Here is a 23,053-nt window from a genome sequence, read left to right as displayed (position 1 = left end):
ATGTACTTCACCGACCGCGGTATCGAGGAACTGGAGAAGCGCCGGGGCGAGGAAGAGGTCACTTTCGAGTGGCTCGCCGAGCAGCTTCGTACGTTCGTCGACCTCAACCCCGACTTCGAGGTGCCGGTCGAGCGCCTCGCCACCTGGCTGGCCCGTCTCGACGACGAGGACGACGACGAGTAGCCGGGGACGGGCGGCGGAGGCGGGCGACCGGGACACGTAGCCGACCGCCCCGGCCCGCCGGCCGACGGACGGCCACCGCGGGCCGGTGGGCCGGTGACCGGGCGGACCGGGCTCCCGGAATCGTCCGCGCCCCCGGCGCCATGGACCCGACCCTCCGCCCCCTGCCGAGCCGGTCGTACGCGAGGCCGAGCGCCCCGTGTGCCATCAGCAGGCCGCCCGCGAAGACACGGCCGCCCCCGCGACGCCCGGCGCCCCGCAGGACGAGCGGCAGTCCCGCCGCCGATTGGGCGCCGCCCGGCACTCGGGCTCCGGGACCGCGCACCCAGGGACCGAGAACACCGCTCCCGACCGCGGCGAGCCCGGCCCTCACCCTTTCACGCCCGGCGTCCCCGACGACCGGTTCCGCCCTGGGCAGCCCGTCGGCCACCGTCCGGAGCCGGTCCGTGGACGCACCCGGCTCCGGGCCGGACGGCAGGGCCGGCCCGATACGAACGAGCACCCCGAGCAGCCGACTGCGGGCATCGGCGTCCGGGTCGGAGCGGGGCGGCCCGTCGAGCACCTGGACCGCCAGGACGGGGTCCGGCCCCGGACGCTCGGCGAACGTACGCATGGCCTCGTCCTCACCGGCGGGCGTGCCGTCCGCGAGCCACACGTGCCCGACCGGCCGCCGGAATCCGGGCGCGAGGACGTGCCCGGCGCGGTCGCCGTCCCACCACACGGCCAGGACCGGCCAGGAGGAACCGAACCGCGAGGGCGGCGGCCCGGTCCGCCACGACCCGGTCGACCGGCTCCGCGGCCGTCCCGGCCGCCCGGCCCGTCCCACCTGTCCCGGCCGCCGCCTCCCCGGCCCACCCCGTACGTCCCACCGGCCCCTTCCGCCTGGTCCGCCCCATCCATCCGGCCTGCTTCACCCGCCCTGGCCGCCCCGAACGTCCCACCCGACCCGGCCGTCCCACACACCAGGACATATCGCCCGATTCCAATGGGAGAGGGCCGCCTCGCGCCCCCGCGCGTGCTCGCACCCCGCATCCGCCCTCTCCCCACCCTCCCTTGACTTCCTGGAGCCGCGATATATCGTGACAGCCAAGAGACGCGATATGTTGCGTCATTCCGCGTTAGCCGGGAGGCCAGATCCATGCCTGTGTCGACATGGGCCATCGCCGAGCCCCAGAAACTGACCTTCGACGCCCCGGTGACCTCGCTCGACGTGCGCGTCGTCGGCGGCGCCGTCAACGTCGTCGGCACCGACGAGCCGACCGCCCGGCTGGAGATCTCCGAGATCGAGGGCCCGCCGCTGATCGTGACCCACGAGGACGGCGCGCTCACGGTCGCGTACGAGGGCCTGCCATGGAACGACTTCCTCAAGCTGTTCGACCGCACCAGCTGGAACCGCCGGGCGGTCGTGTCCCTGGCCGTGCCGGCCGGGTCGGCGGTGGCGGTCGGCGTGGTCGGCGCCGGGGCGGTGGTGTCCGGGATCGACGGACGCACGGAGGTACGGGGCGTCAGCGGCGACACCACACTCGTCGGGCTCTCCGGCCCGATCCGGGCCGAGACGGTGTCGGGCAACGTGGAGGCCCAGTCGGTCACCGGCGAGCTGCGCTTCCACACGGTCTCGGGCGATCTGACGGTCGTCGAGGGTGCCGGAACCTCGGTCCGGGCGGACTCGGTCAACGGCAACATGGTGCTGGACCTGGATCCGTCGGGCCGGCCCACGGACGTCCGGCTGACCACGGTGTCAGGCGAGATCGCGATCCGGCTGCCGCATCCGGCGGACGCGACGGTCGAGGCGAACACCGCGAGCGGCACCGTGTCCAACGGCTTCGAGGACCTGCGGGTCAGCGGCCAGTGGGGCGCGAAGAAGATCACCGGCACCCTCGGCGCAGGGACCGGGAAGCTGCGGGCGACGACGGTCTCGGGATCGATCGCCCTGCTGCGCCGCCCGGCGCCCGAGGACGACCCGTACGACTCCGGCCCATACGAATCCGAGCCGACCGTCACCGAGCCGACCACCGCGGAACCTCCCGCCACGGAGCCGACCGCCTCCGGTCCGACCGACACCGAGCCGACCGGAAAGGTGCTCTGACATGCCACCCGTATTCGCCCACGGCCGCCTCCGCCTCTATCTGCTGAAGCTGCTCGACGAGGCTCCGCGCCACGGTTACGAGGTGATCCGCCTCCTGGAGGAGCGTTTCCAGGGCCTGTACGCGCCGTCGGCGGGCACGGTCTATCCGCGGCTCGCCAAGCTGGAGGCCGAGGGGCTCGTCACGCATGCCACCGAGGGCGGACGCAAGGTCTACTCGATCACCGACGCGGGCCGCGCCGAGTTGGCGGGCCGCACCGGTGAACTGGCCGATCTGGAGGAGGAGATCAGGGACTCCGTCTCCGAACTGGCCGCCGAGATAAGGGACGACGTGCGCGGCGCTGCCGGCAAGCTGCGCAGCGAGATGCGCGCCGCGGCGCACGAGACCAGACAGGGCCACGCCGGTTCCGCCGACCGCAAGGGCGACCGGGACTCCCCGTTCGGCGAGTTCGCGGACCTCGGCGACAAGGAGTCCTGGTTGTCCGTGAAGGAGGAGCTGCGCAGGGCCAAGCAGGAATGGAAGGAACAGGCCCGTCGCGCGAAGGACGAGTCGCGCCGGGCGCGCGAGGAGGCCCAGCAGGCCCGCCGCCAGGCCAAGGAGGCCCAGGACAGGGCGCGCGAGCAGATGCAGAACGCCGCCCGCCAGGTGCAGGAGCACTTCGCGCGGGGCGACTGGCCCTCCGGCGTACGGGAAGGACTGGCCGAGATCACCGGGCAGTTGGGCACCTTCGCCAGGACGGGCAGCTGGCCCCCGTACATCAAGCCGGAACCCGCGGGCGCCGACCCCGAGTGGGGACGGGACTCCGTGGGCACCGGCGAGCCGGCCCGCGACCTGGAACGGCTGCTGGACCGGTTCCGCGACGACATCCGTGACGCCGCCCGCGACCACGGCGTCACCGAGGAGCAGCTCACGGAGGCCCGCCGCCATCTGTCGACGGCCGCGGCCCACATCGGGGCGCTGCTGCGGAAGGACGACGGCGGGAAGGGATGAGGCGCCGGGAAGAGACCGAGGCCGGACGAGGGGCGACGGGCGCACGGCCCGCGGGCGAGCCCGACGGCCCGGCAGCCGACGAACGGGAACCGGCGGGCGAACGTCCGACGGACGGGAACGACGGCCGAGGGGCCCGCTCGGGCTCAGCCCGCCCTCCGCATGCGCCCCGCTCCCCCGCCCTCCCCGTCTTCCCCGTGCTCTCCGCCTTCCCCGCCTCCTCCGTGCAGCGCACGATCCACCGTCTCGTACGTCGCGCCGTGGGCGGCGAGGACATCCGCGACCGCGCCGGGGCGGGCGGTGAGCGCCAGAAGGATGTGTTCGTCGCCGATGCGTCGGTCCTGCCGCCCCACCGCGATCCGCAGCGCCCTCGCCAGGACGTCCTTCGCCCCGCGGTCGTACGGGCGGTGCCGCATGCCGCCCGTCCGACGGGGCCGGTCCAGCACGCCCGTGCCGTGGGCCTCCTCGACACGGGCGACGATCGCGTCGACGTCGACGCCGATACCGGCGAGCGCGTCCGCGTCGGCCCGGGTCGGTCCGCCGCGGCGGCGCGCGGCGGCCAGATCGGTTTCGACCGCCGCCCGGCGGCCGGTGAGGCCGAGTGAGGCGGCGACGGAGGCGGCCCGGCCGCTTCGCCGGTCCAGCAGGGCCAGCAGCAGGTGTTCGTCCGTGACCGATGGGGCCCCGACCCCATCGGCGTGGGCCACGGCAGCGGTCACGGCCGCACGGGCCTCCGTCGTGAATCGCTCGAACATCATCGCCTCCCGTACTTCTTGTGCACGGCCTGTCGGCTGACGCCCAGTTCGGCCGCGATCTCCTGCCACGACCAGCCCTTCGCGCGAGCGCCTTCGACCTGCACGGCTTCGAGTCGCTCCAGCAGCCGACGCAGCGCGGCGACCGCCCGCAGCCCCACTCGCGGGTCGTGGTCGCCGGCGCGCGCGGCGAGATCCGTCGCTTCGCTCATGTTGTCCATGTAGGTTGACAAGCCCCTCGCGTCAACCGTGGTTGACGTGAGGGGCCGGGAGACTTTCTCAGCCGCGCCCCGCCGGGGCCACGGTGACCGTGACGCGGGAGCCCGGCCGGGCCCGGACCAGGACCTCGCCGCCGTCCCTGCGCGCCCTGGCGTCACCGGTCACCGAGATCCGCCACGCCCCGGTGGCCGACGGCAGGGAGATCTCCGTGACACCGCGCCGGCCCGCCGTGTAGGCGAGCCGGTAGACGCCGGTGGCGTCGTCGTACCTGTCAGAACGGACGGCTCCGGCGACGGCGGGCGCGTACGGCGTGGCGGTGCGCTCCTTGTTCTTCGCGAAGGCGCCGGAGGCGTCCAGGGCGCAGTATCCGCCGCCGTAGCACCACACCCACCCGGCCCAGCCGGAGCTGTAGCGGCTCAGCGAGGACATCGCGTCCCGGTAGAAGCGGCCCATGTTCGGGAGCGTGTTGTTGAGCGGGCCCCATTCACCGACGACGATCGGGACGCGGTACCGCGCCGGATACTGGGTGACGGCGGCCTCGTACGCCTCGACCCAGCCGGCCGGCGGGTCGTAGTCGCCCCCCGCCTCCATCGCGGCGTTGTAGAAGTGCGGCGAGTAGACGGTCCGTCGGTCCGCCACGGCCCCCAGCCCGGTGGGGACGCCCTCGCCGACGATGGGGGTGGGTTCGACGAACAGCCAGGTGGACGGGTCGACCGAACGGATCGCGCGGGCCAGCCTGTTGTACATCGGGGTGATCTGCCGGGCCTCGATGCGGCGGGCGGCCGCCGCCAGATCCTCCCCCTCCCGCATCTCCCCCATCGGCTCGTTGATCAGGTCGTAACCGAGGACTGCGGGGTGGTGCGCGTAGCGGGCGGCGAGCACCTGCCACATCCGCGCCTGGGCGCGCTGGAGGTCGGGGTCCTCGTAGAGATGGGTGAAGGCGCGCTGCACGGCGGGCTCGAAGTACTCGGAGAACCAGTCGTCGGGGTGCGGGGTGAAGGGCAGCCCGTCGGTGCGGGTCGCCCAGGCCGGGATGCCCCGGCTCCCGAACGCCGGGCCGAAGACGTCCTGGTGGGCGTCGATGAGCACCTGGATGTCGTACTTCCGCGCCCAGTCCAGGATCCGGTCGATCCGGCGCAGATACGCGGTGCTGTAGTGGCCCCGGCGCGGCTCCAGGTCGTCCCAGAAGACGAGGAGACGGGCGAGGTTGAAGCCCCTGGCACGCAGATCGCGGAAGTGCTTCTCGGTGATGGCGGTCAGGGCCTGGTCGCCGCTGTTCGCCTTGTCCGCGACGTTCCAGCCGCGCAGGGTGAGGACACGCCCCCGGTCGTCGGTCAGGCGGGGGATGCCGTCGGCGGGTCGGTGGGTGCCGGGACGGTCCGGCGGAGCAGGGCGCGCGTCGGCGGCGGGGGCCAGCGCCCCCGCCACGAGCACGAACGAGGCGAGGACGGCGGTGACGGCCGAGGCGAGGACACGCCCCGCCCCCGCCCGGCCCCGTACGCCCGCCCGTCCCGGTGTTACCGCAGGTATCAGTTTTGGCATGCCCAGATAAGAGCAGGGCGCCCCGTACACCTCAAGAGCAGGTGAGCACGATTTTTCCGAACTGGTCGCCCGACGCCATCCGTTCGAACCCTTCGCGGGCCCGGTCCAGCGGCAGCACCTCGTCGATGACGGGCCGCACACCGGTCGTCGCGCAGAACGCCAGGAGGTCCTCCAGCTCGTCCTTGGAACCCATGGTCGAGCCGACGACCTTCAGCTCCAGGAAGAAGATCCGGGTCAACTCGGCGTGCGAGGGCCTGTCGCCGCTGGTCGCGCCCGAGATCACCAGCGTGCCGCCGGGGCGCAGCGACTTCACCGAGTGGGACCAGGTGGCGGCGCCGACGGTCTCGACGACCGCGTCGACGCGCTCCGGCAGCCGCGCGCCGGGCTCGTGCGCCGCGACCGCGCCGAGTTCGACGGCGCGTTCGCGCTTGACCGCGTCGCGGCTGGTGGCGTGGACCCGCAGCCCGGCCGCCCGGCCGAGCACGATCGCGGCGGTGGCGACACCGCCGCCCGCACCCTGGACGAGAACCGAATCGCCGGGACGCACCCCGGCGTTGGTGAACAGCATCCGGTACGCGGTGAGCCAGGCGGTCGGCAGACAGGCGGCCTGTTCGAAGGTCAGCTCCTTCGGCTTGGGCAGCACGTTCCAGCTCGGGACGGAGACCTGCTCGGCGAAGGTGCCCTGGTAGCGCTCGGTGAGGATGGAGCGCGGCTCCTTCGGGCCGACTCCGTGCCCGGTCTGGCCGATGACGGAGTGCACGACGACCTCGTTGCCGTCCTCGTCGATCCCGGCGGCGTCGCAGCCGAGGATCATCGGCAGCTTGTCCTCGGCGAGACCGACGCCGCGAAGGGACCAGAGGTCGTGGTGGTTGAGCGAGGCGGCCTTCACCTTGACGGTGGTCCAGCCGGGGCGCGCCTCGGGGGCGGGACGTTCACCCAGTTCAAGGCCGTCGAGGGGACGGTCGCGGTCGATGCGGGCTGCGTAGGCGGCGAACATGGCCCCGACGATAGGCGTGGGCACGGGCCGGCGTAACCGGCCGCCGGTGTGACGCGCGCCGCGCCGCCCGGCACAGCCACGGAAACCCGGAGGGACCACGGGAAAGCATGAAAAAGGGGCGGACGGGCAGCGGGCCCGCCCCAGACGCACCCCGCATCCGGGCACCCGTACCCGCACCGCCCCACCACAGACCTCGGTGCCGGATCCCGGGCCGGGACCGCGACCACGGCCCGGCTCGGTTCCGGCCCGAACGGGCCCCGGGCCGGAACCGGGCCCCGGCGCTGAACGGACCCCGGCCGGGATCGGCCCCTCGGTCGGACCCCGGCCCCGGCCCCGGATCGAGCCCCGGCCGAACGAGGCCCGGACCCGAACGCGTCCCGTACACCGGACCCGAACGGGCCGCGCCCCGGCCCGGATCTCAGCGCCTGGCCACGCCCTCCGCGCGGGCCGCTGCGGCCACCGCGGCCGTCACCGCGGGCGCCACGCGCTCGTCGAACGGCGACGGGATCACGTAGTCGGGCGCGAGCTCGTCGCCCACCACGTCCGCCAGCGCGTTCGCAGCGGCGATCTTCATGCCCTCGGTGATCCGGGAGGCACGGACCTGGAGGGCCCCCGCGAAGATGCCCGGGAAGGCCAGCACGTTGTTGATCTGGTTCGGGTAGTCGGACCGACCGGTCGCCACGACGGAGGCGTACTTGTGCGCGATGTCGGGGTGGACCTCGGGGTTCGGGTTGGCCATGGCGAAGACGAACGCGCCGGGCGCCATCGACGCGACGGCCGCCTCGGGCACCGTGCCGCCGGAGACGCCGATGAACACGTCCGCACCGGCCAGCGCGCTCTCCAGCGTGCCGGAGATCCCGGCCCGGTTGGTGATCTCGGCCAGCTCCCGCTTGACGGCCGTCAGGTCCTCGCGGTCCCGGCTGACGACGCCCTTGCGGTCGGCCACGGCGACGTCGCCGAGCCCCGCCTCCAGCAGGAACTTCGCGATGGCGACCCCGGCCGCACCGGCGCCGGAGATGACGGCGCGCAGGTCACCGAGCTCGCGGCCGGACAGCTTCGCCGCGTTGCGCAGGGCCGCGAGGGTGACCACGGCGGTGCCGTGCTGGTCGTCGTGGAAGACCGGGATGTCGAGCCGCTCCTGGAGCCTGCGCTCGATCTCGAAGCAGCGCGGCGCCGAGATGTCCTCCAGGTTCACGCCGCCGAAGGACGGCGCGAGCCGGACGACGGTCTCGACGATCTCGTCCGCGTCGGTGGTCGCGAGCGCGATCGGCACCGCGTCGACCCCGCCGAACTGCTTGAAGAGGATCGCCTTGCCCTCCATCACGGGCAGGGACGCCTCGGGCCCGATGTCGCCGAGGCCGAGGACCGCGGTCCCGTCCGTCACGACGGCCACGACCTGCGACTTCCAGGTGTAGTCGTGGACCAGCTCCGGGTTCTCCGCGATGGCGCTGCACACCTTGGCGACGCCCGGCGTGTACGCGAGGGAGAGGTCGTCCTTGTCGCGGACGGGAACGGTGGCCCGCACGGCCATCTTGCCGCCGCGGTGCAGGGCGAAGGCCGGATCGAACGGCTCGTCGGTGGTGCCGTTGCCGGTACTGCTGTCAGTGGTGCTGTCGCTGCGAGGATTGACGATCTCCGCTGCCATGGTGTTGACCCCTTAAGTCTTTCATCGTTTGAGGGTGGCCACTCCTGGTTGAGGAGGGGTGGGCGGGCACCGCGTACGCGCCCTGCGCCCGGCGGTTGGCCCGCCCCGGCAGGGGGGAGATACATACGCGCGGGGCGCGCCGCACACGCGCCCTGAGCCCCGGATGAGGGGTGTAAACGTCTTTCTTACCGGACGGACCGCATTACGGACGAGTTCATGACCACGCGGTGACACGACTCATAGTCGAAAACCAGGACAAACTCAGTCGATCGACACACGACATCCACCGGGCCGGACACACCGGAGATTCTCCGGCACGCGAGGGGAAACTTCGCGGGAGGTCCGGCCCCGAAGGTCCGGTGCGACGAGATCCGGGGATCGCCCGTTATCTGATTTTGACATGCTCGGACCACTAAAAGCACTGGTCAGAGTGGCAAGATGCCCTCACTATTCAGAGCGACGACACCTGAGAACAGGTGTCGCTCATCGCTCGGCAATGCCCCCTTCATCCGCTGGAGGATTCCGATCATGACCGCAAGCACCTTTGGCCGTACGGCCACGAAGTCCCGAATGGCGGCGGTCGGCACCATCGCGCTCGCCGGAGTCATGCTGCTGACCGCGTGCGGCGACCAGACCAAGAGCGGATCCAACAGTTCCGGCTCGACGAGGCCCGGCGGCACGGATTCCGCGGCCGCCGCGCTCCTGCCGCCGGAGATCAAGGCCAAGGGCGTCGTCAGGGTCGGTTCGGACATCGCGTACCCGCCGGTCGAGTTCAAGGACAAGTCGGGCAGGACGGTCGGCATCGACCCCGACATCGCCGCCGCGCTCGGCAAGGAGCTGGGCGTGACGTTCCAGTTCGAGAACGGCACGTTCGACACGCTGATCACGGGGCTGCGCTCCAAGCGCTACGACGCGGCGATGTCGTCGATGACCGACACCAAGGACCGCCAGAACGGCGTCGACTCCGAGACCGGGAAGAAGGTCGGCGAGGGCGTCGACTTCGTCGACTACTTCACCGCCGGGGTCTCGATCTACACCAGGAAGGGCGACGACCAGTCCATCAAGACCTGGGCGGACCTGTGCGGCAAGAAGATCGCCGTGCAGCGCGGCACCGTCTCGCACGACCTCGCCAAGTCCGAGGCGAAGAAGTGCCCGGACGGGAAGACGATCGCGATGGAGACCTTCGACAACGATCTGGAGGCCCAGACCCGGCTGCGCAGCGGCGGCGCGGACGCCGGCTCCTCCGACTTCCCGGTGGCCGTGCACGCGGTGAAGACCTCGGGCGGCGGCAAGGACTTCGAACTCGTGGGCGAACAGGTCGAGGCCGCGCCGTACGGCATCGCCGTCGCCAAGGGCAACGACCAGCTGACCAAGGCGATCCAGGCGGCCCTGGACGCGATCATCAAGAACGGCGAGTACGGCCGGATCCTGGCCAAGTGGGGCGTGGAGGCCGGTGCGGTGACCAAGGCCGAGGTGAACGGCGGATCCTGACCGGTTCGGCGCTGAAAGGTTTCTTCCGTGACTGACATCAAGAAGACGGACCCGGCCGACCGGCCACCCGTGCCCCCCGCCTCGTCGGCCGCGCCGCAGTCGCTCAAGGCCATTCCGGTCCGGCACTACGGCCGGTACGTCTCCGCCGTCGTCGCCATCGCGGCGCTCGTCGCGATCGTCTACGCCTTCGGCCAGGGCCGGATCAACTGGGGCGCGGTACCGGAGTACTTCTTCGACGACCGCATCATGACGGGCGTCGGCAAGACCCTGCTGCTGACCGCCCTGTCGATGGTGATCGGCATCGTCGGCGGTGTCCTGCTGGCCGTCATGCGGCTGTCGAAGAACCCGGTGACCTCGTCGATCGCCTGGTTCTACATCTGGTTCTTCCGCGGCACCCCGGTCCTGGTCCAGCTGTTCGTCTGGTTCAACCTCGGGCTGGTCTTCGAGTACATCAATCTCGGGCCGATCTACAAGGACTACTGGTCGAGCTTCATGACGCCGCTGCTGACGGCGCTGCTCGGCCTGGGGCTCAACGAGGCCGCCTACATGGCGGAGATCTGCCGGGCGGGTCTGCTCTCGGTCGACGAGGGCCAGACGGAGGCGTCGCACGCGCTGGGCATGAGCCATGGCAGGACCCTGTGGCGGGTCGTGATCCCGCAGGCGATGCGGGTGATCGTGCCGCCGACGGGCAACGAGGTCATCAACATGCTCAAGACGACGTCCCTGGTGGCAGCCGTCCAGTTCTACGAACTGTTCAAGTTCGCGCAGGACATCGGGCAGTCGTCCGGCGCCCCGGTCGAGATGTACTTCCTGGCCGCGGCCTGGTATCTGATCATGACCTCGGTGCTGAGCGTCGGCCAGTTCTACCTGGAGCGGTACTACGCCCGCGGCTCGACCCGCAGCCTGCCGCCCACCCCGCTGCAGAAGGTCAGGGCCGTCCTGCTGTCCCTGGGCCGCCCGAAGGGAGGCGTGGCATGAAGGCCACCGCCATGGTGAAGGCCGAGGGCGTCCACAAGTCCTTCGGCGCCGCGCACATCCTCAAGGGCATCGACCTGGAGGTCGCCCCGCGCGAGGTCTTCTGCCTGATCGGCCCGTCGGGTTCCGGCAAGTCGACCTTCCTGCGGTGCATCAACCACCTGGAGAAGATCAACGCCGGACGGCTCTACGTCGACGGCGATCTGGTCGGCTACCGCCAGAAGGGGGACAAGCTCTACGAGCTGAGGGACAGCGAGGTCGCCCTGAAGCGCCGGGACATCGGGATGGTCTTCCAGCGCTTCAACCTCTTCCCGCACATGACGGCGATCGAGAACGTCATGGAGGCCCCGGTCCAGGTCAAGCGCGAGGCGAAGGCCGTGGCGCGGGCCCGCGCCGAGCGGCTGCTGGACCGGGTGGGCCTGGCCGACAAGGCGGGGAACTACCCCTCCCAGCTGTCCGGCGGCCAGCAGCAGCGGGTGGCCATCGCCCGCGCCCTGGCCATGGAGCCGAAGCTGATGCTCTTCGACGAGCCGACGTCGGCGCTCGACCCGGAACTGGTGGGCGACGTCCTGGACGTCATGCGCTCGCTCGCGGAGGACGGCATGACGATGGTCGTCGTCACCCACGAGATGGGCTTCGCCCGCGAGGTGGGCGACGCGCTGGTCTTCATGGACAACGGCGTGGTGGTCGAGTCGGGCCACCCACGCGAGGTCCTGACCAGGCCGCGGCACGAGCGGACGAAGTCGTTCCTGTCGAAGGTGCTCTGACCGGCCGGGACACCGGAGGGAGGGCGGTGCGGGCCCGGCCGGGCCCGCACCGCCCTCCCTCACGTCGGCACGGACGAAGCCGCGACGGCCCCACCACCCGCGCCACCGGCACCGCCCGCCTCATTTGACGGCGAGCACCAAGGTGTCCGACGGCGACGCCCAGACGGCGCGCGCCTCGCCGAACCCCGCCTCGCGCAGGGTGTCGGCGTGCCAGCGCACCGACGGCATGTCGCCGTCCGCGTGCTCGCCGTAGATCCTGTACCGCTCGGCGGTCGGCTCGGCGAGCACCGGGTCCTTGGCCGCGAGGGCCCACCAGTCCGCCCAGTCCACGGCTCCTGCGGCCTTGGCCCGGTCCATCCCGGCGTGCCGGTGCGCGCGCTCGGCCGCGTTGATCCGGGGCGTGTCGGTGTCGATCATGTGATCTGCGTTCATGAACACCCCGCCGTCCCTGACGAGCACGCCGATCCGCCGGTAGAGCGCGGTGAGCGGCTCGGCGTGCAACCAGTGCAGGGCGGTGGCGGTGAGAACGGCGTCGTACGAGTCGTACGGCAGCCGCCCGGCCCAGTCGGGGTCCTTGAGGTCGGCGGTGACGAACGTGACGCGCTCGTCGCCGTCGAAGTACCCGCGGGCGATGGCGAGCAGCGCGGGGTCGAGGTCGACGCCCGTACTGGTCGCCTCCGGGAACCGCTTGAGCAGCCGGTCCGTAATACTTCCCGTACCGCATGCGAGATCGAGTACGCGCGGCCGGGGCCCCACGAAGGCCTCGACCATGTCCAGCATCACGCGGAACCGTTCCTCGCGGTCGGGCATGTACCACTCCTGCTGCCGGTCCCATCTCTCCTGCCAGGCCGCCCAGTCGGTGTGCGCGCTCGTCTCCGCCACGAGATACCTCCATGTAATACCCTGGTACCGAAAAAGACCGTTACAGCGTTCGGCAAGACTTTAGACCGACTCCGTAAGGACTACAAGTGGAACTGGCCTATTACTCGGACTACGCCGTGAAACTGGTCAACACCGAGGAGCCGGCCCGCAGCAAGGACTCCCTCACCTCGGTCGAGGCGGTCCGCGAACTCTTCGGCGCCAACCAGCAGGCAGCCCGGCGCGCCACCGACACGGACGTGACCCGTTTCCGGTCCGTACGGGCCCGGCTGCGCGCGGTCTTCGAGGCGGCCGACGGCGGCGACGAGACGCTCGCCGTCGACCTGCTGAACTCCCTGCTGCTGGAATTCCCGGTCAGCCCGCAGATCTCCGGGCACGATGTGCGCGACGTGGACGGCAAGCCGGACTGGCACATGCACCTGGCGGACCATCCGTCGAACGCGACGGCCGGGTACGCGGCCATCGCCGCGATGGGGCTCGCGTTCCACCTCACCTCGTACGGCGCGGACCGGCTCGGGCTGTGCCAGTCGGCACCGTGCCGCAACGCCTACCTGGACACCTCGACCAACCGTTCCCGCCGCTACTGCTCGGACCGCTGCGCGACCCGCGCCAACGTGGCCGCCTACCGGGCCCGCAAGCGCCTGGAGACGGAACGCGCCGCCGAGACCGGCCGCACGGCGCGGACCGCCCAGGCGAGCACCCCGCCCAGCGTCCGCTGATCCTTCTTCAGCGGTCTGTACCGCACCCGTGCCCGGGCCAGCACGAGCTCCTCGGGCACCGTCCCGTAGTCCGTGCTGTCGCCGCCCGCGAACGTGTTGTCCGCCAGCACCCACCAGCCGCCCCGGCGCCGCTCGGCGGCCCGCTTGACGATCAGCAGGTCCTGCTGGAACGGGTGGCGCAGAATCACCACGTCCCCGGGGCGGACCGTCGCCCCGTAGTGCACGAGCAGCCAGTCGCCGTGATGGAGCGTGGGCACCATCGACGGCCCCGTCACCTCCACCACCTGGAACGGCACGCGTCCCGTCGGCCCCCGCCCGGACCGATCCCGCGTCGGCTCAGGCACGTCCGGCACCTCCGGCACCTCTCTCATCTCTCCGGCACCTCCCCGCTCCGTCCAGCACCAGGATCCACCACACCGTCCCCTACAGCGTTCCGTACTTTCGGCCACGGGACCCACGCTCACCCCGGACTTTTGGCCTAAGCCCCCGGGGCCACCCACGAAAACCGGTCTCTCACGGAGTAATGTCCCACCTGAGAAGACGATCACGAGGAAGGACAGCTCCATGCTTTCCCGCCTGTTTGCCCCCAAGGTGAAGGTCAGCGCCCACTGCGACCTGCCCTGCGGCGTGTACGACCCGGCCCAGGCCCGCATCGAGGCGGAGTCCGTCAAGGCCGTCCAGGAGAAGTACCAGGCCAACGAGGACCCGCACTTCCGGGCCCGCGCCACGGTCATCAAGGAGCAGCGCGCCGAGCTGGCCAAGCACCACATCTCGGTGCTGTGGAGCGACTACTTCAAGCCCCCGCACTTCGAGAAGTACCCGCAGCTGCACCAGCTGGTCAACGACGCCCTGAAGGCCCTGTCGGCCGCGAAGGCGTCCACGGACCCGGCGACGGGCCAGAAGGCGCTGGACTACATCGCCGAGATCGACAAGATCTTCTGGGAGACCAAGAAGGCGTGACCTTCGGTCACACCGTCTGATCCGCGGCCTCCTCGGTCGCCGGGTCCTCCTGACCGCACCCGGTCCGCAGGCCGCCGAGCACGGCGTCCATGACGGCCCGGGTGCGGTCCGTTCCGCCACCGGCCGTGGGCGGGCGCGGATCCGCAGCCTGATGACGGCGGACGCGTGCCCGAGGACCGGCCGGACCCGCTCGACGCTCGCGCCGCCGGCGACGAGGGCGGGACGCGGAAGTGCCGCACGTCCGGCATCACGAAGGATCGTCGGGGACGGCGGACAAGAGGCTGTGCAGGATCGGACCGGCCGAACCACCACCGTGACGCCCTGCTCGACGACGCACGCGACGGCGACATTGCCTCGTCGGGCGACGAGCCAGCCGTTGTTGGGCTCGCCCTCGGAGACCTCCGCGGTGCCGGTCTTCGCGCCGATGTCGCCGGGCAGATCGGCGAGCACGCGCGCAGTCCCCTCGGTGACGGTGGCCCGCATCAGCGCGCGCAGTCGGGTCACCACGGACGACGGGAGCGGCTTCGTCGAGGTCGTCTCCTTGCCGCCGGGGACGATTCTCGGCTGATGGAACCGGCCGGACGCCGCGGTCGCCGTGACGGACGCCGTGATCAGCGGGTTCGCCTGGATCCGGCCCTGCCCGATCAGCGAAGCGGCCTTCTCCGTCTCGTCCTTGGGCACCGGCACCGAGCCGTCGTACGACGGGATCCCTACGTGCCACTCCTGCCCGACCCCGAAGTACTCCCGTGCCACGTCGCCGAGTTCGGTGTCGTCGAGCTTGCCGCGCAGGCTGATGAAGGCGGTGTTGCAGGACTCGGTGAAGCCCTTCCGGAAGGTGGCGCCCGGGAACTCGGACGTCTCGACGTTGTGGAACTCCTTGCCGCCGGTGAGGTATTTGGGGCAGTCCACGACGTCGTCGGGCGCGACGGCATTCTTGAGCAGCAACGCGGTGCGGACTCATCCACCACCCCTGCGACGTGACCGGCCTCGAACTCGGCCCGGTGCTCCGGCGCGAGCTCGGCGTGCTGCTGCCGCGCGACGCCGAGACGGCCGGATTCGCCGAGGTACCGCTCTCCGCGCTCACTGGATCCGACCTGATCCTCTTCCCGCGGGCCGGCGCCCCCGTGCTCCCCCGTGCTCTACGACGACCTGCTCACCACCTGCGCCCGCGGCGGCTACACGCCGCACGCGGTCCGGCACGGCCAGGGCGCCAGCTTTGTGCGCGGCCTCGTGCTCTCCGCCGGTGCCGTCGCCTTCGGCTCGCGGGACGCGCAGGCCGCCGAACCCGACGCCGACCTGGTGTGGCGTCCCCTCGCGGGCGCCCCGCTGGCCTGGCGGCAGTCTGTCGCCTGGCCGCGCGGGCACGGCGACACCGCCGTACGAGCCTTCGCCGACGCGGCCACGCACGCGCTGCGTACCACCGCCGACGCCCGCCCCGACACCCCCACGCGCCCGATGCATCTGCGCCCGGCAGCGGAGTACTGGCTGTGACCCATACCGTGAACGTGCCTGACGCCGCCGACCGCATCCGCGCGGCTTTCACCGATGCCGGAGTCACCGGGCGGCTGCACGCCCTCGACATCGATTCCGCAGCACAACTCGACGTCGATGCCGACCAGTTGGTCTGCACGGCGAGCGTCCACAAACTGTGCCTGCTGGTCGCGCTGCACGAGCGGGCGGCGATCGGCGACCTCGATCTCACGGGGGTTCCAGTAGTTCTCGCGGAAAAAACAACGCTAAGGACTGAGCCGCTGGTCAGCGCACGGGTTCCGCTGGAGTCGCGGCTGTCTGTGCGTCGTGCTCGCGGAGCATCCGCATGACGGTGGCGGGCGAGGGGTGCTGGCCGCGCTTCTTGCCGGTGCGGATGACGAGGCGGGAGGCGATCTCGCGCAGGGAGAGGTGTTCGGTGTCGCGCAGGCGGACGGCGGTGGCGAGCATGTCGTCGTCGGAGACGGGCACGCCGCCGATGGCCTTGCCCTTGGCGCGGGCGGTCTCCTGGCCTTCGAGAGTCTTGTCGCGGATGTAGTCGCGCTCGGACTCGGCCATGGCGGCGAAGAAGGCGAACAGGGCGGCGCCGTGTCCGGCGGGGTCGTGCTTGCCGGCGAGAGGGCCGGTGAGAAATTCGAGCTCGATCTCGGCGTCGCGGAGTTCCTCGGCGACCTTGAGGAGTTCGAGGGCGCCGCGGCCGAGGCGTTTCATCTCGTGGACGACGAGGGTGACCTTGGCGCCTAGGGAGCGGTACTCGCGGGCGGCGGCGAGCGCGGCCTTCATCTCGGGGCGCTCCCGTATGCGGGTGCTGATGCACTCCTGGAACAGCCGGTGTACGCCCGAGGCTTCGAGGGCGTCGACCTGAGACTGGATCTCCTGTGTCCGGCTGGAGACGCGGGCGTATCCCAGGCGGATCTCCATCGGTACGGCCGGTGCGGCGGTCCTCTGGACGGGCAGGGCGGTCCAGGTGGAGCCGGGGTGGCGCACGGCGGGGGTGGCGACGTGGAGTTCGGACCGGAGCGCGGGGACGAGCTGGAAGCGAGCGGTGTGGTACTTCACCGCGACTTTGTTCGAGGTGGTGCGGCAGGGGGAGCCGGCGGGGGCCTGACAGGTGGACATCGGGCAGGTGTGCGATTCCACCAGCTTGTGCGGGTCGCTGATCACGCCCCGACTGTTGCAGGGGTGTGTTTCACCGGTCAAGAGGAAGGAAACGACCGGTGAAACAAAATCACCTGCGCGGATGGCGCGGGCGGGCGGTGTTGAAACGGGGGTCACCTATGAAACACCGTGCCGGCACGGGAGGGTCAACAAGCCTCGGCCGTGTCGTCCTCGTCGTAGTCGGCAGATGTAGGCGTACCGCCGTCAGAGGGGATGTAGGGCCGCCCCGGCGGCCGACGGTCTCATTCATCGTCCGCCGGGGCTGGTGAGACGGAGTGGTTTCAGCGCCGTGGGGGCCTGGTCCGCCATGTGGCGAACAGGCCCACCCCGACACTGGTGACCGCGGTGAACGCCGCGGGGCCGGCCACGACGAAGACCAGGGCGGCGAGCGCGATCAGGATCAGAAGCGCGATGAGGTCCAGGACACGCTCGCGTAGTGCGGGGATGCTGAGCTGATCCTCGGGCTGACGTCCTGCGGGGGCGGACATGGGCTTGGTGTTTGCGTTCTTGTCTGTCATGCCATCGAGCACACCCTGGGGATGCCAACTGCTCCCAGGATTCGGAACGAGTCCGAAGAAGATAGATCGATGCAGGTCGAGGGCCGAACGCTCGTGGAGGTTCGAGTGAACGAGGGCGCAGTTCGGGGATGTTCGCAGAAGTTCGGAGCGGCGCCGAGTCGCCTCCGTTACGCTTTCTCGTCCCGGGGATGGCGGTCGGTTCAGAGGCTCCCCCTGGGAGGCGCGGGGGAGGAGGGGGCGGCTTGCCTGTTTCAGGGGAAACGCGTTTCGAGGCCGAGTTGAAGCGCTTGGGCGGAGACCTGCAGCGGCTTCGGCTCTCGTGCGGTGAGCCGACGTATGACCAGGTGTGCGACCGGGCGCGGGAGCACGGGCAGGCCGTCGGGAAATCGACCATCAGTGAGCTCTTTGGCGGAAAACGTCTGCCGGGTCTTGACGTCTACATGGTGATCGTGCGGGCGTTGCTCGCGTACCCACTGCAGCAAGCGGAAGAGAGGCAAGACGGGCAGCCTCAGCAGAAGGCAGCTGAGCCGCCCGGCCGGAGTCGGCGCAGCCCTCGAATTGTGGCCCGAGAGGATGATCGGCTCAAGCCGTGGCGCGACCGCTGGCAGAACCTGAGGGCGCTGCAGAAAGGCCTCACAAGTCCCCCGGAGCCGACTGGCACCGATGACCCGGATCTGAAACCAGTCGACCGGGAGTTACCGAGCCGGGAACCGGAAGGGCAGACTGCGCCGCTCGCGCCCGACGCGGTTGCGGAAACGCTGGGGCAGCAACTGGTCTGCCTGCTGTCCGACGACGAGCAAGTCCTTCTGGAAGCTCTGTCCTCCTCCGTGAGCGGTACGCACAGCAGCCGCATTGACCTTTGCCGACTAGCCGAGATCGCCGACGTGAGTCTGCCTGCAGCAAGCGCGGGCCACGTTGTCTCAGTTCTCCGCTCACTCATGGCGCGTGACTTCCTACGTAAGGGCGCAGACGGCAACTACATGGTCTCCGACGCCGGCAGGCGTGCGTTGACCAGGAGGAGGATGCAGTGACGCGACGTACCTTCAAGATCGCCGAGGTGTCGAAGTCCGCAGGAGAGGGAGTCTTGGACATTCCCAGCATGGCGGTCTTGCGCTACAAGGACCCCCAGGCACTCTTGGACGACTTTAAGGCGCTGTGGGGCGTGAGCGCGAGCGCCGTGGCGCTGCCGGTGCTGGAGCCTGACGGCCTACTGTTCGAGGTTGAGGGGCTGCGGGGGGTCCCGGTCTCGGAGTACGCGGAACCGTCTGCGCGCGCCAAGAGCTTCGCCGAGGCGGTGAAGACGTTCCTGACGAACAAGGTCGACATCGTTCTGACCCTGTATCCGGGTTACGGGATCATCCCGGGTGAGGGTATCCAGACGCGGGACATCGCTGGTGACACGGCCAACCGTGTCTGCATCGCCAACACCCGTTCGAGCGAAATCTTTGGCGCCGCCCTGGGCACCGGCATCGACATCGTCAACGAGGTTGCGGCGACGGTGAAGGACGGTGGCCAGCTCAGGGGCATCGCCCTGGACGTGACCGAGCTGTGGGGGATGAGCGGAGAGCTCGGGAGAGTCGAGAAGTCGTGCTTCTGCGCTTCCTGCACCCAGCACTTCGAAGAGAATGCTCCCGACCTGCTTAAGCACTACCGCACGTTCCCTAACCCATGGAGTCTCCTGCTACGCGCGTCCGGCACCGGCATGAACTACGTCTCCGATGTCGCCACGGACATGAGCGCTGAGGAGATTGTCGGGCTCGCCCGCCAGGGCAAGTACGTCGAGCAGTTCCCCGACTACGACCACGCCCGCCTGCTTCGGACAGCCGACCTCCTGCTCCGATACATGAGGATCCGGCACTCCTTGACGGTTGCAGCCATTGGCGCCCTATTTGATCATGCATGCGAGGGTTTGGAGAGGCAGCCCACTCGCACCCTCATCATGGAGGGAGAGCTCTACGGCTGGACATCCGGGCTGTGGCTGGAACTGTTGGACAAGGCGATCGCCGACGGTGAAGAGGTCGGCTTCGATGAGCTGTGGATCAGTCCAGGGATGTCCTACGTGCCCAGGCACGTTCCGTATCGGGCGTATATGTGGTCGCGCAGCCGCTACTTCATCAACCAGTTCTTCCAGCTTGCTGGCGCGCTGTGCAATCCCCGCTCCCGCAACCACACCGCGCTGAGAAACAAGACAGTCGAGGAAGCCCGGCAGATGCTTGTTGAGACCTGGCATCGGACGCATGGTCTCGCCCTAAATGCTCAAGCTGCGCTTCTGACCGTTCCTACGCCCCCAGACGGGTCACCCGACAGACGGCGCGGCTTCGTCGGCGTCGGTCTCGAGGAGGAGTTCGGCAGGCCGTTCAGCGAACAACTGACCATTCCCGAGACGAGCTCGGAGCGGAAGAGCATCCAGCCATTCCAACCGAGAGCAGACATGATGCAGTTCCTGGAGCTTCTCCAGGCGGACGAGGACGAGTAGCGTTCTCGACGCTCGGCCCAAGCGGGGTGCGTCGCGTGGCCTACGGGACGGTGGCGCGAGGGCAGCCAGCCAGTAGCCCACGCTCGGTGGCCCTCCGCTGGCTTCGTTCACGTTCAGTAGCAGCGATTGTCCGGCAGTTTGGGCAGCAACTGGAGGCCAGCGGGCGCGAGGATGTTCACGAGAAATGGCACTGGCTCGACTTCGGCGGCAGGCAGCCCGACGCTGCCGCCTCCTGCCAGACTGACGCCGTACGCGTCGCGACATGCGACGTCGAGGGGATAGGGAATCGCGAGATGCCTCGGTGGATAGTCCTGGCCGTGCCTGTCAGCGGTGTGTCGGATTCAGATCGTGACGGGCGGACCGTCACCGAGTTCGAAGGCAGCACGGAAGAGGCGGAAGCGGCTCTCCTGCAAGCGGCTCACACATACGAGCACAGTCTCTGGAAGGTGCGCCGCCGCGAGGTCTTCAAGTGTTCAAGCAGGTCCTACTTCATCCGCCTCCAGAACCGTCTGGCGACGTACGGTTTCCTCATCCAGCTTGCTGAACTGGTCCACGACTCCGATGCGAAGCAACTGGACCGTCCTGCCATCTGATGGGGCACCGTCATGAAAGTTGTGCCAGGGCCGGAGAAGTGACGTCAGAGGGTGGGACGGCGCGGCGTCCTTAAGGGCGCCGCGCCGTCGAGTCGAGACCCGCAGGAGTCAGCTGGCTTCGGCGGGCTCTTCGGCCCGGGCTCGGGTGCTGGCGAGGCGGTAGGAGTCGGTGCCGGTCTCGATGATCGTGCCGTTGAACGTGAGGCGGTCGACGATGGCCGCGCAGAGGCGTGGGTCGGTGAAGGTCTTGGTCCAGCGTGCGCCGTGCGGCGCTTCGTTGTATCCCCGACGCAGTCGGGATGAACTTGGAGGGGGGTTCTTGGGTCGCCGGGCTTACTTGAGCGCGAAAGCGTGAGGGGACAACAGCATGCTCGGAAAGCGGTGCCCGTCTGGAGGCGTTCAGGACGGGGTGCCGCAAGACCCGCGCGATATGGCTAAGGCTTGATTGCTTGAAGTCCAATTCCCAGTGGTGCGAGAGACACCCGTCGAAACGACGCCTGAATTCGACGTCCTGCTATGCCCTGGTCGCGGTTGGAGGCCGGGGCAACCTCCATGGTAAGGAACACCTCCCAGCGAGGGAGGCCAAGGGAATGAGTGGGCGGCCTACGTCGTGCTCGATACGTACAACGAAGACGTACCACGGGATCGCCTAAGGGGCGCGAGCCCTACGGCGACGGAGTGCCCGTAGTAGTCGCAGGAGTGACGACCTGCCAGGGAGGCCGGGAAAGCCGGTCGCAGGGCGAAGGGGCACAGGTGATTGAGACGTCCGGTGATGGGAGGTATGCGTAATGCAGAGCGCCGCAACGGTGCTGGACGTCCTCCGGGAACGCGGCAGACAAGGTCTGCCGCTGGAAAGGCTGTATCGGCAGTTGTTCAACCCGCAATTGTTCCTGATGGCCTACGGGCGCATCTACGCCAACAAGGGCGCGATGACGCCGGGGGTCACCGGGGAAACCGTGGACGGTATGTCCCTGGAGAAGATCGACACGATCATCGGCAAGTTACGCGCCGAGACGTACCGATGGGCTCCAGCGCGGCGGACCTATATCCCGAAGAAGAATGGAGGAAAGCGCCCGCTCGGACTTCCTACGTGGTCGGACAAGCTGGTCGCCGAGGTTGTCCGCCTCCTACTGGAGGCGTACTACGACGTCCAGTTCTCTCGCCACTCCCACGGGTTCCGTCCCGGCCGGGGCTGCCACACCGCACTCAATGAGGTGGTGGAGGTCTGGAAGGGAACGCACTGGTTCATCGAAGGAGATATCTCCGACTGCTTCGGCAGTCTGGATCACGAGGTAATGCTCGCGACCCTGGGAGAGAGGATTCATGATGGACGATTTTTGCGGCTGATCCGCCAAATGCTCAAGGCTGGGTACTTGGAGGACTGGCGGTGGAACGCCACGCTCAGCGGTGCGCCGCAGGGTGGCGTGGCCTCGCCGATCCTGTCCAACATCTACCTGGATCGGTTGGATCAGTTTGTTGAGCAGCACCTGTTGCCGGATTACAACCGGGGCAGGCTGCGCCGGCGGAGCCGGGAGTACCAACGCGTCGAGGCGAGGATCAGGCGGGCAAAGGGGCGGGGGGACAAGGCGGCAGTGCATGCGCTTCGGCAGCAGCTGCGACGCCTCCCCAGCTCCGATCCCGATGATCCGGACTACCGACGGTTGCGGTACATCCGGTATGCCGATGACTGGCTGCTCGGTTTCGCTGGGCCAAAGCGAGAAGCCCAGGAGATCAAGGAACGGATGAAGGAGTTCCTGCGTGATGAACTCAAGCTGGAACTCTCGGAGTCCAAGACTCTGATCACGCACGCCGCCAGCCAGGCAGCGCGCTTCCTCGGCTACGAGCTGCGAACCCAGCTTGCCGACACGAAGATCACTCGCGGGCGTCGAGCGGTCAATGGCTGCATTGGCCTGTACGTGCCACGGGACGTGATCCAAAAACGGTGCGCGTTGTACATGAAGCAAGGAAAACCGGCGTTCCGCGGGGGGCTGATACATGATCAGGATTACTCGATCGTGTCGAAGTACCAAGCGGAATACCGGGGAGTTGTCCAGTACTATCTTCTAGCCCAGGACGTTGCACGCCTGGGCTTTCTGCACTGGGTCATGGAAACTTCCATGCTCAAGACTATGGCCAGGAAACATCAGTCCACCGTCACCCAGATGGCTCGCCGACACAAGGCGACCGTCGAAACGCCCGACGGGCCACGGACGTGTATGCAGGTCATAGTCAAGCGCAGTGACGGAAGAAAGCCGCTGGTCGCTCGCTTCGGCGGAATTCCACTGAAGCGGCAACGCTTTGCTGACCTGGTCGACAAGGCCCCGTCAACGAGATACACCGGCAGCAATGAGCTGATCCACCGGCTCTTGGCGGGCCAGTGTGAGATGTGCGAATCGCGGAATGGTCTGCAAGTTCACCACATCCGCAAGATGGCAGATCTCAATCGGCCTGGTCGACCCGAACCCTCTCCCTGGGTAAGGCTCATGGCACAGCGTCGGCGTAAGACCCTTGTGGTCTGCCACGGCTGCCATTGGGAAATCCACAGAGGACGGGCCACGGTCTCAACCCGGAGATGATTTCACTGGAGAGCGGTATGCGTTGAAAGGCGCCCGTACCGTTCGGG

22 protein-coding genes and 3 pseudogenes are annotated in these 23,053 nt (G+C 69.3%); 14 read left to right on the top strand and 11 right to left on the bottom strand.

Annotated elements, in window-relative coordinates:
- From AMK22_RS04660 to AMK22_RS04650, 3 genes are all read left to right on the top strand, one after another.
- Window positions 1–183: a DUF6104 family protein gene (locus tag AMK22_RS04660; protein WP_019075209.1), complete on the top strand. Its 183-nt coding sequence runs from the start codon at window positions 1–3 to the stop codon at window positions 181–183.
- A 1,135-nt stretch (window positions 184–1,318) separates the two neighbouring features.
- On the top strand, window positions 1,319–2,266 hold the full coding sequence (locus AMK22_RS04655; RefSeq protein WP_079185912.1) for a DUF4097 family beta strand repeat-containing protein: 948 nt from the start codon (window positions 1,319–1,321) through the stop codon (window positions 2,264–2,266).
- Between the two features lies 1 nt (window position 2,267).
- On the top strand, window positions 2,268–3,254 hold the full coding sequence (locus tag AMK22_RS04650) for a PadR family transcriptional regulator (RefSeq protein ID WP_073781908.1): 987 nt from the start codon (window positions 2,268–2,270) through the stop codon (window positions 3,252–3,254).
- Between the two features lie 143 nt (window positions 3,255–3,397).
- Here the strand turns inward: AMK22_RS04650 and AMK22_RS04645 are convergent, their stop codons facing one another.
- The 5 genes from AMK22_RS04645 to AMK22_RS04625 all read right to left on the bottom strand — a co-directional run bounded on the left by AMK22_RS04645 (window position 3,398) and on the right by AMK22_RS04625 (window position 8,406).
- A complete protein-coding gene (locus AMK22_RS04645; protein ID WP_073781907.1) occupies window positions 3,398–4,006 on the bottom strand; it encodes a Clp protease N-terminal domain-containing protein in 609 nt (202 codons plus the stop codon).
- Window positions 4,006–4,215 (bottom strand): helix-turn-helix domain-containing protein, encoded by a 210-nt coding sequence (locus AMK22_RS04640; RefSeq protein ID WP_073782012.1) that lies wholly within the window; start codon window positions 4,213–4,215, stop codon window positions 4,006–4,008. Before AMK22_RS04640 ends, AMK22_RS04645 begins: the two co-directional genes overlap by 1 nt.
- Window positions 4,216–4,282: 67 nt before the next feature.
- Window positions 4,283–5,764 (bottom strand): cellulase family glycosylhydrolase, encoded by a 1,482-nt coding sequence (locus AMK22_RS04635; protein ID WP_079185911.1) that lies wholly within the window; start codon window positions 5,762–5,764, stop codon window positions 4,283–4,285.
- Window positions 5,765–5,795: 31 nt separating this feature from the next.
- On the bottom strand, window positions 5,796–6,761 hold the full coding sequence (locus tag AMK22_RS04630; protein WP_073781906.1) for a zinc-binding dehydrogenase: 966 nt from the start codon (window positions 6,759–6,761) through the stop codon (window positions 5,796–5,798).
- A gap of 418 nt (window positions 6,762–7,179) precedes the next feature.
- Window positions 7,180–8,406 carry an NAD(P)-dependent malic enzyme gene (locus tag AMK22_RS04625; protein ID WP_073781905.1) on the bottom strand — a complete coding sequence of 409 codons (1,227 nt, stop codon included), beginning with the start codon at window positions 8,404–8,406 and terminating at the stop codon, window positions 7,180–7,182.
- Window positions 8,407–8,934: 528 nt separating this feature from the next.
- On the opposite strand from AMK22_RS04625, the gene AMK22_RS04620 reads away from it, so the two are divergent.
- The 3 genes from AMK22_RS04620 to AMK22_RS04610 are packed head-to-tail and all read left to right on the top strand — an operon-like array spanning window position 8,935 to window position 11,639.
- A complete protein-coding gene (locus tag AMK22_RS04620; RefSeq protein ID WP_073781904.1) occupies window positions 8,935–9,897 on the top strand; it encodes an ABC transporter substrate-binding protein in 963 nt (320 codons plus the stop codon).
- Window positions 9,898–9,924: 27 nt separating this feature from the next.
- Window positions 9,925–10,875, top strand: a complete 951-nt coding sequence (locus tag AMK22_RS04615; RefSeq protein WP_073781903.1) for an amino acid ABC transporter permease — start codon at window positions 9,925–9,927, stop codon at window positions 10,873–10,875.
- A complete protein-coding gene (locus AMK22_RS04610) occupies window positions 10,872–11,639 on the top strand; it encodes an amino acid ABC transporter ATP-binding protein (protein ID WP_073781902.1) in 768 nt (255 codons plus the stop codon). Before AMK22_RS04615 ends, AMK22_RS04610 begins: the two co-directional genes overlap by 4 nt.
- Window positions 11,640–11,759: 120 nt before the next feature.
- Here the strand turns inward: AMK22_RS04610 and AMK22_RS04605 are convergent, their stop codons facing one another.
- Window positions 11,760–12,449, bottom strand: coding sequence for a class I SAM-dependent methyltransferase (locus AMK22_RS04605; RefSeq protein ID WP_199883133.1), 690 nt, complete (start codon window positions 12,447–12,449; stop codon window positions 11,760–11,762).
- A 158-nt stretch (window positions 12,450–12,607) separates the two neighbouring features.
- Between AMK22_RS04605 and AMK22_RS04600 the strand changes: the two genes are divergently transcribed.
- Window positions 12,608–13,237 carry a CGNR zinc finger domain-containing protein gene (locus AMK22_RS04600; RefSeq protein WP_073781900.1) on the top strand — a complete coding sequence of 210 codons (630 nt, stop codon included), beginning with the start codon at window positions 12,608–12,610 and terminating at the stop codon, window positions 13,235–13,237.
- Here the strand turns inward: AMK22_RS04600 and sodX are convergent.
- A complete protein-coding gene (gene sodX / locus AMK22_RS04595; protein WP_073781899.1) occupies window positions 13,141–13,608 on the bottom strand; it encodes a nickel-type superoxide dismutase maturation protease in 468 nt (155 codons plus the stop codon). The genes AMK22_RS04600 and sodX overlap by 97 nt on opposite strands.
- A gap of 193 nt (window positions 13,609–13,801) precedes the next feature.
- On the opposite strand from sodX, the gene sodN reads away from it, so the two are divergent.
- Complete coding sequence (sodN, locus tag AMK22_RS04590) at window positions 13,802–14,197, top strand: superoxide dismutase, Ni (RefSeq protein ID WP_073781898.1); 396 nt, start codon at window positions 13,802–13,804, stop codon at window positions 14,195–14,197.
- Between the two features lie 247 nt (window positions 14,198–14,444).
- Here the strand turns inward: sodN and AMK22_RS04580 are convergent.
- Window positions 14,445–15,148: pseudogene (locus AMK22_RS04580) on the bottom strand (penicillin-binding transpeptidase domain-containing protein); the annotation flags it as partial.
- Window positions 15,149–15,331: 183 nt separating this feature from the next.
- On the opposite strand from AMK22_RS04580, the gene AMK22_RS04575 reads away from it, so the two are divergent.
- Complete coding sequence (locus tag AMK22_RS04575; RefSeq protein WP_443333268.1) at window positions 15,332–15,688, top strand: LysR substrate-binding domain-containing protein; 357 nt, start codon at window positions 15,332–15,334, stop codon at window positions 15,686–15,688.
- A 14-nt stretch (window positions 15,689–15,702) separates the two neighbouring features.
- Window positions 15,703–15,900 (top strand): annotated as a pseudogene (locus AMK22_RS37275) (serine hydrolase); the annotation flags it as partial.
- 52 nt (window positions 15,901–15,952) lie between these two features.
- Here the strand turns inward: AMK22_RS37275 and AMK22_RS04570 are convergent.
- Window positions 15,953–16,849: a recombinase family protein gene (locus AMK22_RS04570; protein ID WP_242433828.1), complete on the bottom strand. Its 897-nt coding sequence runs from the start codon at window positions 16,847–16,849 to the stop codon at window positions 15,953–15,955.
- Window positions 16,850–17,124: 275 nt separating this feature from the next.
- Entirely contained in the window at window positions 17,125–17,361 is a 237-nt protein-coding gene (locus tag AMK22_RS04565; protein ID WP_143203519.1) for a hypothetical protein, read from the bottom strand.
- A gap of 242 nt (window positions 17,362–17,603) precedes the next feature.
- Between AMK22_RS04565 and AMK22_RS04560 the strand changes: the two genes are divergently transcribed.
- From AMK22_RS04560 to AMK22_RS04550, 3 genes are all read left to right on the top strand, one after another.
- Window positions 17,604–18,392, top strand: a complete 789-nt coding sequence (locus AMK22_RS04560) for a hypothetical protein (RefSeq protein WP_073781896.1) — start codon at window positions 17,604–17,606, stop codon at window positions 18,390–18,392.
- Window positions 18,389–19,837: a hypothetical protein gene (locus tag AMK22_RS04555; protein WP_073781895.1), complete on the top strand. Its 1,449-nt coding sequence runs from the start codon at window positions 18,389–18,391 to the stop codon at window positions 19,835–19,837. Before AMK22_RS04560 ends, AMK22_RS04555 begins: the two co-directional genes overlap by 4 nt.
- An 86-nt stretch (window positions 19,838–19,923) precedes the next feature.
- Window positions 19,924–20,430, top strand: a complete 507-nt coding sequence (locus tag AMK22_RS04550; RefSeq protein WP_073781894.1) for a hypothetical protein — start codon at window positions 19,924–19,926, stop codon at window positions 20,428–20,430.
- Between the two features lie 108 nt (window positions 20,431–20,538).
- Here AMK22_RS04550 and AMK22_RS38110 read toward each other — a convergent pair.
- Window positions 20,539–20,685: pseudogene (locus AMK22_RS38110) on the bottom strand (ATP-binding protein); the annotation flags it as partial.
- A 533-nt stretch (window positions 20,686–21,218) separates the two neighbouring features.
- Between AMK22_RS38110 and AMK22_RS04545 the strand changes: the two are divergent.
- Window positions 21,219–23,006 carry a reverse transcriptase/maturase family protein gene (locus tag AMK22_RS04545; protein ID WP_199883117.1) on the top strand — a complete coding sequence of 596 codons (1,788 nt, stop codon included), beginning with the start codon at window positions 21,219–21,221 and terminating at the stop codon, window positions 23,004–23,006.
- The last annotated feature ends 47 nt before the right edge of the window (window positions 23,007–23,053 follow it).

It is taken from the genome of Streptomyces sp. CB01580 (assembly GCF_001905795.1).
Taxonomy (GTDB): Bacteria; Actinomycetota; Actinomycetes; order Streptomycetales; family Streptomycetaceae; genus Streptomyces.
The sequence above is the reverse complement of the archived record's forward strand: the minus strand, read 5'-3'. Positions and strand labels throughout refer to the sequence as shown.